Annotated in this window: 12 protein-coding genes; 8 read left to right on the top strand and 4 right to left on the bottom strand. The window is 70.3% G+C overall.

Going from position 1 to position 16,161, the window contains the following annotated elements:
• The 3 genes from OG417_RS05845 to glpD all read left to right on the top strand — a co-directional run bounded on the left by OG417_RS05845 (position 1) and on the right by glpD (position 4,333).
• Entirely contained in the window at positions 1-1,113 is a 1,113-nt protein-coding gene (locus OG417_RS05845) for a GuaB3 family IMP dehydrogenase-related protein (RefSeq protein WP_329250810.1), read from the top strand.
• A 192-nt stretch (positions 1,114-1,305) separates the two neighbouring features.
• On the top strand, positions 1,306-2,514 hold the full coding sequence (locus OG417_RS05850) for an RNA-guided endonuclease InsQ/TnpB family protein (protein WP_329250813.1): 1,209 nt from the start codon (positions 1,306-1,308) through the stop codon (positions 2,512-2,514).
• 76 nt (positions 2,515-2,590) lie between these two features.
• On the top strand, positions 2,591-4,333 hold the full coding sequence (gene glpD, locus OG417_RS05855; RefSeq protein ID WP_329250817.1) for a glycerol-3-phosphate dehydrogenase: 1,743 nt from the start codon (positions 2,591-2,593) through the stop codon (positions 4,331-4,333).
• Positions 4,334-4,414: 81 nt separating this feature from the next.
• On the opposite strand, the gene OG417_RS05860 is transcribed toward glpD, so the two are convergent.
• Positions 4,415-5,197: an SDR family NAD(P)-dependent oxidoreductase gene (locus OG417_RS05860; protein ID WP_329250819.1), complete on the bottom strand. Its 783-nt coding sequence runs from the start codon at positions 5,195-5,197 to the stop codon at positions 4,415-4,417.
• An 86-nt stretch (positions 5,198-5,283) separates the two neighbouring features.
• Between OG417_RS05860 and OG417_RS05865 the strand changes: the two genes are divergently transcribed.
• Positions 5,284-6,141, top strand: a complete 858-nt coding sequence (locus tag OG417_RS05865; RefSeq protein ID WP_329250820.1) for a helix-turn-helix transcriptional regulator — start codon at positions 5,284-5,286, stop codon at positions 6,139-6,141.
• A gap of 384 nt (positions 6,142-6,525) precedes the next feature.
• Here the strand turns inward: OG417_RS05865 and OG417_RS05870 are convergent, their stop codons facing one another.
• On the bottom strand, positions 6,526-7,719 hold the full coding sequence (locus OG417_RS05870; protein ID WP_329262130.1) for an RNA-guided endonuclease InsQ/TnpB family protein: 1,194 nt from the start codon (positions 7,717-7,719) through the stop codon (positions 6,526-6,528).
• Positions 7,720-8,156: 437 nt separating this feature from the next.
• Between OG417_RS05870 and OG417_RS05875 the strand changes: the two genes are divergently transcribed.
• Entirely contained in the window at positions 8,157-9,488 is a 1,332-nt protein-coding gene (locus OG417_RS05875) for a phospholipase D-like domain-containing protein (RefSeq protein ID WP_329250821.1), read from the top strand.
• Between the two features lie 12 nt (positions 9,489-9,500).
• On the opposite strand, the gene OG417_RS05880 is transcribed toward OG417_RS05875, so the two are convergent.
• Positions 9,501-10,136, bottom strand: a complete 636-nt coding sequence (locus OG417_RS05880; RefSeq protein WP_329250824.1) for a TetR/AcrR family transcriptional regulator — start codon at positions 10,134-10,136, stop codon at positions 9,501-9,503.
• A gap of 207 nt (positions 10,137-10,343) precedes the next feature.
• Here OG417_RS05880 and OG417_RS05885 point away from each other — a divergent pair, with 207 nt between their 5' ends.
• Genes OG417_RS05885 through OG417_RS05895 form a run of 3 tightly spaced genes read left to right on the top strand, consistent with a single transcriptional unit; the run spans position 10,344 to position 15,541 of the window.
• Positions 10,344-11,945, top strand: a complete 1,602-nt coding sequence (locus tag OG417_RS05885; protein ID WP_329250828.1) for a succinic semialdehyde dehydrogenase — start codon at positions 10,344-10,346, stop codon at positions 11,943-11,945.
• An 8-nt stretch (positions 11,946-11,953) separates the two neighbouring features.
• Positions 11,954-13,675, top strand: coding sequence for a GMC family oxidoreductase (locus OG417_RS05890; RefSeq protein WP_329250831.1), 1,722 nt, complete (start codon positions 11,954-11,956; stop codon positions 13,673-13,675).
• 36 nt (positions 13,676-13,711) lie between these two features.
• Positions 13,712-15,541: an alkyl/aryl-sulfatase gene (locus OG417_RS05895; RefSeq protein WP_329250834.1), complete on the top strand. Its 1,830-nt coding sequence runs from the start codon at positions 13,712-13,714 to the stop codon at positions 15,539-15,541.
• Between the two features lie 33 nt (positions 15,542-15,574).
• On the opposite strand, the gene OG417_RS05900 is transcribed toward OG417_RS05895, so the two are convergent.
• Positions 15,575-16,027 carry a hypothetical protein gene (locus OG417_RS05900; protein ID WP_329250836.1) on the bottom strand — a complete coding sequence of 151 codons (453 nt, stop codon included), beginning with the start codon at positions 16,025-16,027 and terminating at the stop codon, positions 15,575-15,577.
• Between the last annotated feature and the right edge of the window lie 134 nt (positions 16,028-16,161).

Here is a 16,161-nt window from a genome sequence, read left to right on the forward strand (position 1 = left end):
ATGGCTGAGGTTGAGATCGGGCGGGGGAAGAGCGGCCGCAGGGCGTACGAGCTCGATGAGATCGGCATCGTCCCCTCGCGCCGCACGCGCGATCCCGAAGAGGTCAGTGTGGCCTGGCAGATCGACGCGTACCGGTTCGAGATGCCGCTGGTCGTCGCCCCGATGGACAGCGTCGTCAGCCCTGAGATCGCGATCGCGATCGGACGCCTCGGCGGGCTGGGCGTGCTCGACCTCGAAGGGCTGTGGACCCGCTATGAGAACCCCGAGTCGCTGCTCGCCGAGATCACCTCGCTGGAGGACGGCACCGCGACCAAGCGGCTTCAGGAGCTGTACGCCGAGCCGATCAAAGAAGAGCTGATCGGGCAGCGCATCAAGGAGATCCGCGACGCGGGCGTCACCGTGGCGGCCCGGCTGTCGCCGCAGCGCACCGCGCAGTACCACAAGGCGGTCATCGACGCCGGGGTCGACCTGTTCGTCATCCGTGGCACGACGGTCAGCGCGGAGCACGTCTCGGGCCGTGCGGAGCCGCTCAACCTCAAGCAGTTCATCTACGACCTCGACGTCCCGGTCATCGTCGGCGGCTGCGCCACCTACACCGCCGCGCTGCACCTGATGCGCACGGGCGCGGCGGGCGTGCTCGTCGGGTTCGGCGGCGGGTCGGGGCACACGACCCGCACGGTGCTCGGCGTCGCGGTGCCGATGGCCACGGCGATCTCCGACGTCGCCGCCGCCCGGCGCGACTACCTCGACGAGTCGGGCGGGCGCTACGTCCACGTGATCGCCGACGGCGGCATGCGGCAGTCCGGCGACATCGCCAAGGCCCTCGCGGTCGGCGCCGACGCGGTGATGATCGGCTCGCCGTTCGCGCGGGCCGCCGAGGCGCCGGGGCGCGGCTACCACTGGGGCAGTGAGGCACACCACGAGGAGCTGCCGCGCGGCACCCGGCTCGACGTGGGTTCGATCGGCACGCTGCAGCAGATCCTCTACGGTCCCTCGAACGTCGCCGACGGTTCGATGAACCTCATCGGTGCACTACGTCGTGCGATGGCCACGTCCGGGTACTCCGACCTGAAGGAGTTCCAGCGTGTGCAGGTCGTGGTCGCACCGCACTGAACCCTGCTTTGTCGCTGAAGTGACGCCGTCATCGGGTCTCTCCTTCGTGGATACCCCCGGCTTCAGCCGGGGGAGGAAACGAAGCTCCTGCGGAGCGGGGCAGGAAAAGCCGGTTTGTCGCCAGGGCGGACCGGCGTCCACCATTCACCGGCCGACACGCCCGCTCACACGGAACCTGATACGGTGTGAGGAATGACGCAGCTGGTCAAGCGGGCTTTCAAGTACCGCTTCTACCCCACGGACGAGCAGGCGGCTGAGCTGTCGCGCACGTTCGGCTGCGTCCGCCTCGTCTACAACAAGGCGCTGGAGGAGCGCACACGGGCCTGGTACGGCGAGCAGCGCCGTGTCTCCTATGTGCAGTCGTCGGCGGCGCTGACGGAGTGGAAGAAGACCGAGCAACTGGCCTTCCTGACGGAGGTGTCCTCGGTTCCGCTTCAGCAGGCGCTGCGCCACTTGCAGACGGCGTTCGGGAACTTCTTCGCCAAGCGCGCCAAGTACCCGCGCTTCAAGTCGAAGAAGAGGTCCCGGGCGTCGGCCGAGTACACCAGTAGCGCGTTCAAGTGGCGTGAGGGGCAACTGACTCTGGCGAAGATGGCGGAGCCCCTGGACATCCGGTGGTCGCGTCCGCTCCCGGAGGGTGCGAAGCCGACCACGGTGACCGTGTCCCGCGACGCGGCGGGACGCTGGTTCGTGTCCCTGCTGTGCGAGGACACCATCACCCCGGCCCCTGCCACCCCGGCGGCGGTCGGCATCGACGCCGGGATCACCTCCCTGGTGACCCTGTCCACCGGGGAAAAGGTCGCCAACCCGAAGCACGAGCGGCGTGACCGCGCCCGCCTTGCCCGCGCGCAGCGGGAGCTGTCGCGGAAGGTGAAGGGCTCGGCCAACCGGGAGAAAGCCCGCCATCGCGTCGCCAAGGTCCACGCGCGGATCGCCGACCGGCGCCGCGACTTCCTGCACAAGCTGTCGACTCGACTCGTCCGTGAGAACCAAACGGTCGTGATCGAGGACCTCACCGTCCGCAACCTGCTGAAGAACGGCACGCTCGCGCGCGCCATCTCCGATGCGGCCTGGATGGACCTCCGCGTGATGCTGGAGTACAAGTGCGCCTGGTACGGGCGCGAGCTCGTCGTGATCGACCGCTGGTTCCCCAGCTCGAAGCTGTGCGGAACCTGCGGCACGGTCGCAGCGAAGATGCCGCTGAACGTCCGCGAGTGGACGTGCGACTGCGGCACCGTGCATGACCGCGACGTGAACGCGGCACGTAACATCCTGGCCGCCGGGCTGGCGGCGTCTGCCTGTGGAGACGGTGTAAGACCTCAACGGGAGTCCTCCCGGACGGGGCGGTCGTCGGTGAAGCAGGAATTCCAGCGGGCGACCGCTGGAATCCCCCGCCTTTAGGCGAGGGAGGAAGCCAAAGCGTGGTGCTTGCAGAACGAAACGACGCGACGCGACGGACGACGCGAGGGAGTGCGCAATGGCAGATGGGCAGTCGGTGAACGGACTCGGCACCTCGCGTCTCGGCCCGGCCGAGCGCGAGACCGCGCTGAAACGCATGGGCACCGAGGAGTTCGACGTCGTCGTGGTCGGCGGTGGCATCGTCGGCGCCGGGGTGGCGCTCGACGCGGCCACGCGCGGGCTGTCCGTGGCACTGATCGAGGCGCGCGACTTCGCCTCGGGCACCTCCTCGCGTTCGTCCAAGCTCATCCACGGCGGGCTGCGCTACCTCGAACAGCGCGACTTCGAGCTCGTACGCGAAGCGCTCACCGAACGCGGTCTGCTGTTGAGCCGCATCGCCCCGCACCTCGTACGCCCGGTGCCGTTCCTGTTCCCGATGACGCACCGGGTATGGGAGCGCGGCTACATCGGCGCCGGGGTCGCGCTCTACGACGGCCTGTCCCTGTCGATGGGCACGGCACGCGGTGTGCCCCATCACCGCCACCTCACCCGTACGAAGGCGCTGAAGGTCGCGCCGTCGCTCAAGCGCGACTCGTTCGTCGGCGCCATCCAATACTGGGACGCCCAGGTGGACGACGCCCGCTACGTCACGATGCTGCTGCGCACGGCGGCGGAGTACGGCGCGCAGATCGCCTCGCGTACGCAGGCCGTGGGCTTCCTGCGCGAGGGCGAGCGCGTCACCGGCGTGCGCATCCGCGACCTGGAGTCGGAGACGGAGACCGACGTCCGCGCCAAGCAGGTCGTCAACGCCACCGGCGTGTGGACCGACGACATCCAGGAGCTCGTCGGCGGTCGCGGGCAGATCCACGTACGCGCCTCCAAGGGCGTGCACCTCGTCGTGCCCAAGGACCGCATCCACTCCGCCAGCGGCATCATCCTGCGTACGGAGAAGTCCGTCCTGTTCGTCATCCCGTGGGGCCGGCACTGGATCATCGGCACCACCGACACGCCGTGGGACCTCGACAAGGTGCATCCGGCGGCGTCCAAGGCCGACATCGACTACGTGCTCGAACACGTCAACGCGGTGCTCAACGTGCCGCTGACGCACGACGACGTCGAGGGCGTGTACGCCGGGCTGCGGCCGCTGCTGTCCGGCGAGTCGGACGAGACGTCGAAGCTGTCACGCGAGCACGTCGTGGCCCACCCGGTGCCCGGCCTGGTCGTCGTCGCGGGCGGCAAGTACACCACCTACCGAGTCATGGCCAAGGACGCCGTCGACGCGGTGGCGCACGGCCTGGACGGCAAGGTGCCGGGTTCGTGCACCGACCAGGTCGCGCTGATCGGCGGTGACGGCTTCCAGGCGCTGTGGAACTCCCGCCACCGCCTGTCGGAGTCCTCGGGCCTGCACGTGGCCCGCGTCGAGCACCTGCTCCGCCGGTACGGCACGCTGGTCGAGGACCTGCTGTCCCTCATCCGCGAACGCCCCGACCTGGGCCGCCCGATCGAGGGCGCGGACGACTACCTGCGCGCCGAGATCGTCTACGCCGCCACCCACGAGGGCGCCCGGCACGTCAACGACGTACTGTCCCGCCGCACGAGGATCTCCATCGAGACGTGGGACCGCGGCGTCCGCGCCGCCCGCGAGGTGGCCGAACTCCTCGCCCCCGAACTCGGCTGGTCCAACGAACAGACCGAGCGCGAGATCGAGTACTACGAGAAGCGCGTCGAGGCCGAACGCATCTCCCAAGAACAGGAGGGCGACCTGGAGGCCGACGCCACCCGGCGCGGCGTCCCGGACATCGTCCCGACGATGACCCCGTAACCACTTCGCGCCACGGCGGCACCAGGCCCGGCCCACGTTCGCGCCCGCCCTCTCGACGACGGCTTGCCCGGGCTCGTCCTTTCAGGCGCCGGCGCCGCCGTCCACCGGCACGATGGCGCCGGTCACCATCGAGGCTCGGTCGCTGAGCAGCCATGCGGCGGCCTCGGCGACTTCGTGGGGCTCGGCCATCCGTCCGAGCGGGATCGACGCCTTCGCCTGCTCGATGATGCCGGGCGTCGCCGCCTCCCACGCGTCGATCATCTCCGTGGCGGTGCCGCCGGGGGTGATGCCGTTCACCCGGATGCCATCACGGGCCCAGCTCACCGCGGCGGTCTCGGTGATGCTGTTGAGCGCGCGCTTCATCGCGCCGTACGCGGGGAGAGCGGGGTTCGCGCGGCGGCTGCCGATGCTGGAGGTGTTGACGATCGCCCCGCCGCCGTTCCGTCGCATGAGTGCGGCCTCGGCGGTCATGGCGGTCCAGTGCGAGCGGAAGTTCACCGCGAACTGCTCGTCGATGTCCTCGTCGCTCGTGGCGTCGAGCGGACCGGGCCGCTGGATCGTCGCGCCGTTGTTGAAGGCGCAGTCCAGCCGTCCGTGCAGTTCCTCGACGCGGTCGACCGCGGCGCGGACGCTCGCACGGTCGGCGAGGTCCAGGGTGACGGCGTCGGCGACGCCGCCGTCGGCGCGGATCTCGCTGACGATCCGCTGGAGGGCGTCGGTGCCGCGGGCGGCGAGCACGACGGCGGCGCCCTCGCGGGCGCAGAGCCGGGCCGCGGCCTCCCCGATGCCGCGGCTGGCGCCGGTGATGAACACGACCTTGCCGGTGAGCAGGCCGATCGGTGTGCTGTCGATGTCGTTCGTCATGGCGACAGTGTCCGGCCGGCCTCCGGGCCGGAGGCAGGCACAGGCGGTACCAGGATGCGTCGCCGCGCGGCGTGCAGACTTGGGGTATGGACAAGCAGGAGCTCGGGGCGTTCCTCCGCAGCCGTCGCGAGCGGCTCCGGCCCGAGGACGTCGGCCTTCCCTCAGGCTCGCGACGACGGACACCGGGTCTTCGCCGCGAGGAGGTGGCGGTCCTCGCGCACATCTCCACCGAGTACTACATCCGGCTCGAGCAGGGCCGGGCGCCGCGGCCGTCGGGCGAGGTCCTCGCCGGGATCGCCGGTGCGCTGCGGCTCACGGACGCCGAGTCCGATCACCTCCACGTCCTCGCGGGCACCGCGCCGCGCCGTACCGGACTGCACCGGCGTGACGTCCGCCCGAGCATCCTCGCGCTCCTCGAGCGGCTGCCGCAGACGGCCGCCTTCGTGATGTCCGCCGCGTTCGAGGTGCTCGCGTGGAACGACCTCGCGGCCGCGCTCATGGAGGACTTCGCCGAGGTCGCCCCGCAGGACCGCAATCTCGCGCGCCGGGCATTCCTCGGGCCGGCGGACGCCGATGCGACGCTGTACGGGATCTCCGACGCCGCGGAGTTCCGGCACCACGTCGTGATGGAGCTCCGATCCACCCTCGCCCGCTACCCCTCCGACCCCGCGGTGACCGGACTCGTCGACGAGCTCCGCCACGGCAGTTCCGAGTTCGCCCGGCTCTGGGAGCGGCACGACGTCCAGGCCGCCCCGATGCTCACGAAGACCTTCCGTCACCCGGTCGTCGGGGAGATCACCGTCGACTGCGACTCGCTCGCGCTCACCGACCGCGACCAGCACCTCGTGCTCTACAGCGCGCCGTCAGGATCCCCCGGCGCCGAGGCTCTGGCCCTGCTGCAGGCACTCGGCGTCGAGTACGTCAATGCGAGCAGGTCGCTCTGACGGGCCGATCGAACGCCGTATCGGCGGCGGCCGTTGGTGGCCGCCGCCGATGGTGAGCCGGAGGTTACCGGCAGAGGGCGGTGTCGATGTCGGCGGTCAGGTGCTGGAGCCGGGTCGGGCTGCTCGGCAGCTCGGTGACGGCGATGGTGGCGGCGCGGCCGTCCTGGGTGACGGCGTCGCTGGTGTGGTAGCCGGGGAAGTCGCCGCCGTGGCCCCAGGCGACGCCGCCGCAGCTCAGCGGGGTGCTGGTCAGGCCGAGGCCGTACCGGACGCCGTTGCCCAGCGCGGACGCACGGGACCACCGTGGTCTGCATCTCCGTCAGCTTCTCGACCCTGAAGAAAGGGCTGAGCTTGCAGCTATGATCCGCACCTGGCGGGTACGGGTCAGGCCGCGTCGTCGGCAGCGTGACTCACTGCCCAGCCCGCCACACCACGCGCGGCGATGTTGCGGGCTGCGTTGATGTCGGCGTGCTCAGCGAAGCCGCACGACATGCAAGCGAAGGTGGCCTGATCAGGCCGGTTCTTCTTACTGATGTGGCCGCACGCGCTGCACCTCTGGGAGGTGTAACGGGGGTCCACGAACACCACCGGCACCCCGGCACGGGCCGCCTTATAAGCGATGTAGCCGCCGAGTTGCTGAAAGCTCCAAGAATGTAGGGTGACCCGCTGGGGCTTGCGGAGCCGTACCCTGTCGTGGATACCGCCCAGGTCTTCCAGGGCGATGCCGCGACAGGTGCGTTCAGCCTCGGTCACCAGCTTCTTGGAGATGCGATGGTTGGTGTCGGCCGCGAAACGCGCTTCCCGGCCCGACAGCTTCCGCAACAGCCGTTTCGCGGACTTAGTGCCCTTCTTCTGCAAGCGCTTGCGGAGGCGGTGGTTGCGGTGCCGGACCTGGTTCACATGCTTGCCGGCGTGGACGGTGCCGTCGGAGGTGACGGCGATGTTGGCGATGCCGAGGTCGACGCCGAGGAACCCTTTCTCGGGTTCGCGTGTGTCGGGTTCGGGGATGTCGCAGGTCGCGTACAGGTACCAGTTTCCGCCTCGGAACACCAGATCTGACTCGCCACGCCGATACTCACCCAGGAGGTTCATCTGCTCCAACGAGCATTGGAACGGGATACGGCCCGATCGGCCGTGGACGGTCCAGATCGAGATCGTGCGGGCATCGAGCTGCCAGGACAAGCAACGATCATCGAATGGTTGGGCGGCGTCCTTACGGAACCGGATCGGCGTGCTCTCTGCTTTGGCGCGCCGCTTGGAGCCTTCGGGGCCGTAGTTCCCCGCCTTCAGATTCGCCTTCAACGTCGCGTAGGCCCCCGCGACCTTTCGAACCGCGTGTATCGCGGGCTGGGCGGACAACCCCAGCTGCTTTAACTCGCCGTAAACCAGACGCTGCAAAGACGTCTTCCCCACAATGCCGGTGTCGAAAGCGCGACGGGAGGCGTGGTTCGCGGCGATGTTGCACAAACGCAGCGTCTCCCGAAGCGCGGTTTCGGTTGCCTTGTCTGGGAGTAGCTTCTCCGGCCGGGAATGGTCGGGATCCCTCGCAAAGACTCGTTGATGTCGCTTGGCGTGGATGATCTGGTGAGCGGCCCAGCCCTAGGACGGGTCTTCGTCGGTGACGTCGGTCAGCGGCGCCTTCGGATCGTCATGGCGGTGCCCGCGCGGTTCACAGATCGCCTCGTCGCACCGCTTCGGGAAGTTAGGTGTGCCGCAGCCCGGCGCTTCCGCGTGGTCACCGACGCCGGTGCGGCGGGAACCCGTCGTCGCTCACCAGCGCGTCCAGAAGCTGGTGCGCGACGTCGGCGGGTCGGCTGGCGGTGTGCGCCTCAATCCGCCGCAGGAGCCCCGGCTGACTCGGCGGAGTCGGGGAGTGTTCGCCGGGCTGACCAGGAGGTTCGGGATAACTCTTGACCGTATAGACCTGTTCTGGGCGACCGTAACTCCTGTACGCTTTCGGCACTTCAAGCGCTTTCTGAGTGCTTTAGCGCTTGGTGTCCACTTCGGGAGCTCGTGTGGTGAAGTTCGTGCCGGCCGCCAGGGCCGTGATCGCGGCCTCGGCGCTGGCCGTCGGCGCCACCACGGCCCCTGCGGCGATCCCGGCCGCGGTCGCCCACCTCTCGGCCATCCGTACCTCGGCCGCCACTCCCTCGGCCGCCCGGGCCTCGATCATCCGCGGCTCGACCGCCCGTACCTCGACCGTCGCAGGGGTGCCGGTCGACGCCCGGGCATCGGTCGCCGGGGACGATCCCGTGCCGCGGACCGGGCCGATCTTCAACTCCCCGGTCAGCGGTACGGCGAAGCAGGACGCCATCTCCACCCGCGTCGCCCGCCTGATCGCCGGGACGCCCAAAGGCAGCCGGATCGCCATCGCGATGTACCACTTCTCCAGCACGGACACCGCCGCGCAACTCGTCGCCGCCGCCAAGCGGCACGTGAGCGTGCAGGTCGTGCTCGACCACGAGTCCACCGCGTACGCCGCCTTCAAGCGCCTCAAGCGCGGGCTCGGCACCGACACCAAGAAGGACTCCTGGGTGGTCGTGTGCGACGAGGATCGCGGCTGCATCGGGCCGGAGTTCAACCACAACAAGTTCTTCCTGTTCTCCACCACGGGCGGCGCGCAGGACATGATCGTGCAGACCTCCGCGAACGCCACCGACGGCGCCCGTGACACCCAGTGGAACGACGCGCTCGTCCTGCAGGATCCGGCGGTCTACGCCGCCTACCTGTCCTACTTCCAGGACCTGGCCGCCCAGCATCACAAGCTCGACTACCACCGCACCGTGCAGGCCGGGCGGTATCGCCTGGACTTCTTCCCCTGGGCCAAGGGCGATCCGATCAGCCAGGCGCTGGACCAGGTCTCGTGCACCGGCGGTACCCGGATCAGGCTGAGCCTCGGCCACTTCACCTGGGGCCCCATCGCGCGGCGGCTGTGGAAGCTGGACGACGCGGGCTGCCGGGTACAGGTCGTGTTCGACATCGTCGGCCCGAAGACCCTCCGCTCCCTCGTCAAGAAGGGTGGGCGGCACGGCGGCCCCGAGACCCGGTATCTCACCGAGGGCGGCCGGACGACGTACGCCCACTCGAAGTACCTGCTGATCGACGGCCAGTACCAGGGCCGGGCGCAGAAGGTCGTCTTCACCGGCAGCCCCAACTACACGACCGTCGGCTTCCACGGCCACGACGAGGCGATGATCACCGTGGCCGACCCGCGGCTGGAGCAGGAGTACGCCGGGAACTTCGACGCGGTGTTCAAGCACGGCCACACGGTCAAGAGCGCGGACTCCGTGCCCGACGCCGTACTGGAACCCCCGGACCCCGAGGACGCCAACCACAGCCGCGAGTGAGCGCGGCAGGCGCTACGGCATCGCGGGCCCGAGGACGAGGTTCATTCCCGGGCCGTACAGCTCCGCCGGGACGCGGTCCGGGTCGAGCAGGTGCTGGAGCGCCAGCCCGAACTCGATCGCCATCGCCAGCGACGCGCGGTCTTCCGCCGACAGGTCGTCGCCGCCCGTCCGCAGCCCGGCGGCGAGGCCCTCGCGGTGGCTCTGGTACCAGTCGGCGATGCGCCAGCCGGCCGAGAAGTCGCGCATGCCGAACAGCCACAGCTCCATCAGCAGCAGCGCCTTCATCCGCGTCTCCTCCGCGGACAGCCGGCTGGCGTAGTGGCGGCCGGCGTCGGCGCAGCGGTCGGCGCGCGGGCGGCCCTGGTCGCGCAGTGCCGAGGAGGTGCGCTGCCCGAACTCGACCTGGGTGTACCGGTCGAGCAGCGCCAGGATGAGGTCGGTCTTGCCCGCGAAGTTGGAGTAGACCGCCCCCTTGGTCATGCCCGCCGACGCCGCGATCTCATCCAGTGACGCTCCCCGGATACCGTGTTTGGCCCACAGGCGCTCCGCCGCGTCGAGCAGCGCCTCCCGGGTCTGGGCGCGCTTCTCCTGACGAGTCGTCCGTTTCATCGCTTCCGGGACGGCGCGTTCCTGCGGGTCGGAGATCATCCTTGCCCTTCCGTCGACTGCCGGTCACCCCTCCAACATTGGGATACAAGGTTTTCTCAAGGCGCACCAGTGGAAACGAAAGTTGAGTACGGCTCGGCGGTGCTTGAGTCGGCCGAAATGACCTTTGGAGCTTGTCCGACATCCCAAAACGGACGTCTTGGTTACCGAGCGGTAGCCAGGGGCCGAACCACGTTCTACGCTTCATCCATGAGTGCAACCGCTGCGTCCCCCGCCGAAGCGTCGGACGCGGGGCCCGGCGAGGCCCCCACGATCACGCCACCACCCGTACCGGACGGCCTCGATCGGCTGGCCGCCCGCGTCGTCTCCGGCGGGCGGACCACCGCCGTACGGACGCCGTTCACCGGAGAGCCGCTCGCCGAGCTGCCGATCTCCGGGCCGGACGACGTCGCGACCGCGTACGAGCGCGCCCGCGAAGCGCAGCGGGAGTGGGCGCGCCGGTCGCCGGCCGAGCGCGCCGCGCCGTTCATCCGCTTCCACGACGCGGTCCTGGACCGCCGTGAGGAGATCCTCGACCTCCTCCAGCTGGAGACCGGCAAGGCGCGCCGGCACGCGTTCGAGGAGGTCATGGACGCGGCCGGCTGCACGCTCTACCACGCCCGGCACGCGCCGGGGATGCTCCGGCCGCGCCATCGCCAGGGTCTGCTGCCGCTCGCGACCCGGACGATCGAGGTCCGCCACCCCAAGGGCGTCGTCGGCCTGATCTCGCCGTGGAACTACCCGCTCGCGCTCAGCGTGCCCGACGCCGTGCCGGCGTTGCTCGCGGGCAACACGATCGTCCACAAGCCGGACACCCAGACCGCGCTGACCGCGCTGTGGGCGATCGACCTGCTGGTCGAGTGCGGGATGCCGCCCGAGATCTGGCAGGTCGTGGTCGGTGACCCGGCCGAGATCGGCGAGCCGCTGATCGGTGCGGCCGACTACGTCGCGTTCACCGGCTCGACCCGGGGCGGCCGGGCCATCGCCGAGCAGGCCGCCAAGAGGCTGATCGGCTACTCCCTCGAACTCGGCGGCAAGAACCCGATGATCGTGCTGGACGACGCCGACATCGAGAAGGCCGCCCAGGGTGCGGTCCGCGCGTGCTTCGCCAACGCCGGCCAGCTCTGCATCTCGATCGAGCGCCTCTACGTCCACGAGAAGGTCTTCGACCGGTTCGCCGAGCGCTTCGCCCACCGCGTGCGCAACATGCGGCTCGGTGCCGGCTACGACGCCGACATGGGCTCGCTCACCTCCCAGCGTCAGCTCGACACCGTCGTCCGGCACGTCGAGGAGGCGGTCGAGAAGGGCGCCAAGGTGCTCGCGGGCGGTCGCCCCCGCCCGGAGGCCGGGCCGTACTTCTTCGAGCCGACCGTGCTCACGGGCGTCGAGGACGACATGGAGCTGTGCCGGTCCGAGACATTCGGGCCGGTGGTGTCGCTGTACCGCTTCCGCGACGAGGACGAGGCCGTCGAGCTCGCCAACGACTCCGCCTACGGGCTGAACGCCAGCATCTGGAGCGGCGACGTGGGACGCGCGCGCCGCCTCGCCGTACGGATCAAGGCCGGGACGGTCAACATCAACGAGGGATACGCCTCGGCGTACGCCTCCTACGACGCGCCGATGGGCGGTATGAAGGACTCCGGAGTGGGCCGTCGGCACGGCGCGGAGGGCCTGCTGAAGTACACCGAGGTCCAGACCGTCGCCAGCCAGCACTGGCTCGGTTTCGAACCGGTCATGGGCATGCCGTACGACAAGTACGCGGCGCTGCTCAGCCGCGGCCTGAAGACGATGAAGCGTCTGCGCCTGAGGTAGGAGCCCGCATGGATTACGACGTGATCGTGGTCGGCTCGGGGTTCGGTGGCAGCGTCGCTGCGCTGCGGCTCACCGAGAAGGGGTACCGCGTCGCCGTGGTGGAGGCCGGCCGGCGGTTCGACGACCCGGACGGCGATCCGGGGAGCCGCCACCGCGACCTGCCGAAGACCTCCTGGCGCACCCGCCGATACCTGTGGGCGCCCGGCCTCGGCATGACCGGCATCCAGCGCATCCACCTGCTGCGCGGGGAGAAGGGCTCCCGGGTGCTCATCCTCGCCGGGGCGGGCGTCGGCGGCGGGTCCCTCGTCTACGCCAACACCCTGTACGAGCCGCCGGAGCCGTTCTTCGCCGACCCGCAGTGGCGGCACATCACCGACTGGCGGGCCGAGCTGTCTCCCTTCTACGACCAGGCCCGGCGCATGCTCGGAGTCCGGACGAACCCGACGATGACGCCCGCGGACCAGGCGGTCCAGCGGATCGCCGAGCGGATGGGCCGCGGGGAGACCTTCCACCGCACCCCGGTGGGCGTCCTGTTCGGCGACAAGGCCGGTGAGCGGGTCGAGGACCCCTACTTCGGCGGCGCCGGCCCCCGCCGTACGACGTGCACCGAGTGCGGCTCCTGCATGACCGGCTGCCGCGTGGGCGCCAAGAACATGCTCACCGAGAACTACCTCTACCTGGCCGAGCACGCGGGCGCGAAGGTCCTGCCGATGACCACGGTGACGGCCCTCCGCCCGCGGGCGGAGGGCGGCTACACGGTCGAGGTGACGCGCACGGGCCGGCGGGCGCGGAGGCTGCGGCGCACGCTCACCGCCGCGCACGTCGTGCTGGCCGCCGGGACGTACGGCACGCAGCGCCTGCTGCACCGGATGAAGACGACGGGCGCGCTGCCCCACCTGTCCGACCGGCTCGGCGTCCGCACCCGCACCAACTCCGAGGCGATCCTGGGCGTCGAGCGGTTGGGCCGCAAGGGCGACGACCACTCGCGCGGCGTCGCGATCACCTCCTCGTTCCACCCGGACGAGCACACCCACATCGAGCCGACCCGCTACGGGCCCGGTTCGAACGCCATGGGCGCGCTCCGCTCGCTGCTGATCGACGGCGACGGCCGTGCGCCCCGCTGGGCCAAGTTCCTCGGCCAGGCGGCGACCCACCCGCACCAGCTCGTCCGCCTGCCGAACCTCCGTGACTGGTCGCGCCGGACGATCGTCGCCCTGGTCATGCAGACCCGCGACAACTCGATCACCGTCGTGCCGTCGCCGTCCGGGCGCGGCATGCGGGCCCGCCGCGGCCACGGCGAGCCGAGCCCGACCTGGATCCCCGAGGCGCACCGCGCCGTACGGATGCTGGCCGAAGAGATGGGCGGCATGCCCGGCGGCACGTGGCTGGACCTGTTCAACATCCCGACGACCGCGCACTTCATCGGCGGCTGCACGATCGGCGCCTCGCCGGAGGAGGGCGTGATCGACCCCTACCACCGGGTCTACGGCCACCCCGGCCTGCACATCGTGGACGGCTCGGCGGTGTCGGCCAACCTCGGCGTCAACCCCTCGCTGACCATCACCGCCCAGGCCGAGCGCGCCATGGCGTTCTGGCCGAACAACGGCGAGGACGACCCGCGCCCGGAGCTCGGCGCCGCCTACGAACGCCTCGCCCCCGTCGCCCCGAAGGCCGCCGTGGTCCCCGCCGACGCCCCGGCGGCGCTGCGCCTGCCCATCTCACCCGCCTGACACAGGTTTACCTGCTGGTGGCCCTGAGCCGAAGCGATGCCGGAAACGAAGATCGTTGTGAGCGTCATGCCGCCGCTGGAGGACCGGAGCGACTTCGAGGCTGCTGACAGAGGGTTCGTCGGGACGACGTCTCAGGAGGCGATCAGGGACCCCGCCGGGCGGGTCGTGTGGGACTTCGGTGCCTACGCCTTCCTGAGCGAGCCGTGCCCCGACACGGCGCATCCGAGTCTGTGGCGGCAGTCCCAGCTCACCGCCAGGCACGGCCTCTACCGGGTGGCCGAGGGGATCTACCAGGTGCGCGGCTTCGACCTGTCCAACGTCTCCTTCGTCGAGGGCGAGCGAGGCGTCATCGTCATCGATCCGCTGCTGTCCACCGAGTGCGCGGAGGCGGCGGTCGGGCTCTACCGGCGGCACCGGGGGAACCGGCCCGTGACCGCCGTCATCCACAGCCACTCCCACGCCGACCACTTCGGCGGTGTCCGGGGGGTCGTGCCCGACGGGGCGAACGTCCCGATCATCGCTCCGGCCGGGTTCCTGGAACACGCCGTCGCCGAGAACGTCTACGCCGGGACCGCCATGAACCGGCGGGCGATCTACATGTACGGCTCCGCGCTGCCCAAGAGCGCCGACGGCCAGATCGGCTCGGGACTCGGCCAGACCACCTCCATCGGAACGATCTCGCTGCTCGAGCCCACGCTCCTCATCACCCGGACCGGCCAGGAGGAGGTGGTCGACGGCGTCCGCATCGTCTTCCAGCTCACCCCGGGCACCGAGGCGCCGGCCGAGATGAACTTCTTCTTCCCCGGTGGCCGGGCCCTGTGCATGGCCGAGAACGCCACCCACAACCTGCACAACGTGCTGACCCTGCGCGGCGCGCTCGTCCGCGACCCGCGGGTCTGGTCCCGCTATCTCACCGAGGCGATCGAGATGTTCGCCGCCGGCTCCGAGGTGCTGTTCGCCTCACACCACTGGCCGACCTGGGGAACGCCGGAGCTCACCGCCTTCCTGTCCCAGCAGCGCGACCTGTACGCCTACCTGCACGACCAGACGCTGCGGCTGCTCAACCAGGGCCATACCGGCCCGGAGATCGCCGAGATGTTCAAGCTTCCGCCGGTGCTGGACCGGGCCTGGCACGCCCGCGGCTACTACGGCTCGGTGTCCCACAACGTCAAGGCGATCTACCAGCGCTATATGGGCTGGTTCGACGGCAACCCCGCCCATCTGTGGGAGCTTCCCCCGCAAGAGTCGGCACGCAGGCACGTGGAGCTGATGGGCGGCCCGCGGAACATCCTGTCCAGGGCCGAGGAGGCCTTCCAGGCCGGCGAATGGCGATGGGCCGCCCAGATCCTCAACTACGTCGTGTTCGCCGACCCGGCCCTGGGCGCCGCCCGGGAACTCCTGGCGAAGGTCTACGAGAAGCTCGGCCACGGCAGCGAGAACGGCACGTGGCGGAACTTCTATCTGCAGGGCGCCGCCGAACTGCGCGGGGACAAACCGGAGAACGCCCTCGACACCACCAGCCCCGACGTCGCCCGCGCACTGAGCGCCGAGCAGATCTTCGACTCCCTGGCCGTCCGCCTCAACGGCCCCCGCGCCTGGGACACCCGCCTGACCATCGACTGGAACCTCACCGACCTCGGCGAGGAGGTCAGGACCAGCCTGGCCAACGGGGTCCTCATCCAGACGCGGGCGCACCAGGCGACACCGGCCGACCTCACGGTGACCCTGACCAGGGCGCAGCTGCTCGCGCTGGTCGCCACCGGCGACCTGGACGACGTCCGGACCTCCGGTGACCGGCAGGTGCTCACCACCCTGATCGGGCTCCTGGACGACGCCGATCGCGACTTCGACATCGTCACGCCGTGACGGCCTGACCCTTCGCGGGTGCCCGGCGGGGCGTCAGGACCCGGTGCGCGGAAGCGTGCGGACGGCCAGGACGGCGCACAGGATCGCCAGCGGGAGCTCCAGGCCCGCGGCCATGGCGACCGCCGTCGCCTGGTCGGCGCCCGGTGCGGCGGTGGTCACGTCGAACCACGCGTCGACGGTCAGCAGGGTCGCGGTGACCGTCGCGGCCAGGCAGCGCCGGGGATCGCGCCGGTTGAGCAGCACTCCCGTCGCGATCAGGCCGAGCGCCTCCAGGCCGTCCAGCCCCACCCACGCGGTCGACCAGTGCGCGGCGGTCGTGCTGGCGGGGAGCCCGACGGCCAGGACGAACAGCCACGGGATCAGCGCGAGTCCGGAACCGATCAGGCCGAGCCCCACCCAGCGCGCCCTGCCGTGCCACCGTACGGACGACGGCGGGTCACCGGCCGTCTCACTGGACGCGGATGCGGGCTCGATGGTGGTGATCATGGGTTCGGCCTCCTCGTGAACCCGGCGGTTCGGGAACGATCACCAGCGTGCCGGTCGGCGGCATCACGGTCAGTAACGGCGCTATCCGACTTGGGGTGGTGCTAGTTTCACCATCGAAACTGCAAGAAACGGCA

The sequence above is a fragment of the Actinoallomurus sp. NBC_01490 genome, from assembly GCF_036227085.1.
Lineage (GTDB): Bacteria > Actinomycetota > Actinomycetes > Streptosporangiales > Streptosporangiaceae > Actinoallomurus > Actinoallomurus oryzae.

Bases quoted from the DNA above. Each gene is read 5' to 3' on its own strand.
- OG417_RS05845 (WP_329250810.1), top strand. From the start codon at position 1: ATGGCTGAGGTTGAGATCGGGCGGGGGAAGAGCGGCCGCAGGGCGTAC.
- OG417_RS05850 (WP_329250813.1), top strand. From the start codon at position 1,306: ATGACGCAGCTGGTCAAGCGGGCTTTCAAGTACCGCTTCTACCCCACG.
- glpD (WP_329250817.1), top strand. From the start codon at position 2,591: ATGGCAGATGGGCAGTCGGTGAACGGACTCGGCACCTCGCGTCTCGGC.
- OG417_RS05860 (WP_329250819.1), bottom strand. From the start codon at position 5,197: ATGACGAACGACATCGACAGCACACCGATCGGCCTGCTCACCGGCAAG.
- OG417_RS05865 (WP_329250820.1), top strand. From the start codon at position 5,284: ATGGACAAGCAGGAGCTCGGGGCGTTCCTCCGCAGCCGTCGCGAGCGG.
- OG417_RS05880 (WP_329250824.1), bottom strand. From the start codon at position 10,136: ATGATCTCCGACCCGCAGGAACGCGCCGTCCCGGAAGCGATGAAACGG.
- OG417_RS05885 (WP_329250828.1), top strand. From the start codon at position 10,344: ATGAGTGCAACCGCTGCGTCCCCCGCCGAAGCGTCGGACGCGGGGCCC.
- OG417_RS05890 (WP_329250831.1), top strand. From the start codon at position 11,954: ATGGATTACGACGTGATCGTGGTCGGCTCGGGGTTCGGTGGCAGCGTC.
- OG417_RS05895 (WP_329250834.1), top strand. From the start codon at position 13,712: ATGCCGGAAACGAAGATCGTTGTGAGCGTCATGCCGCCGCTGGAGGAC.
- OG417_RS05900 (WP_329250836.1), bottom strand. From the start codon at position 16,027: ATGATCACCACCATCGAGCCCGCATCCGCGTCCAGTGAGACGGCCGGT.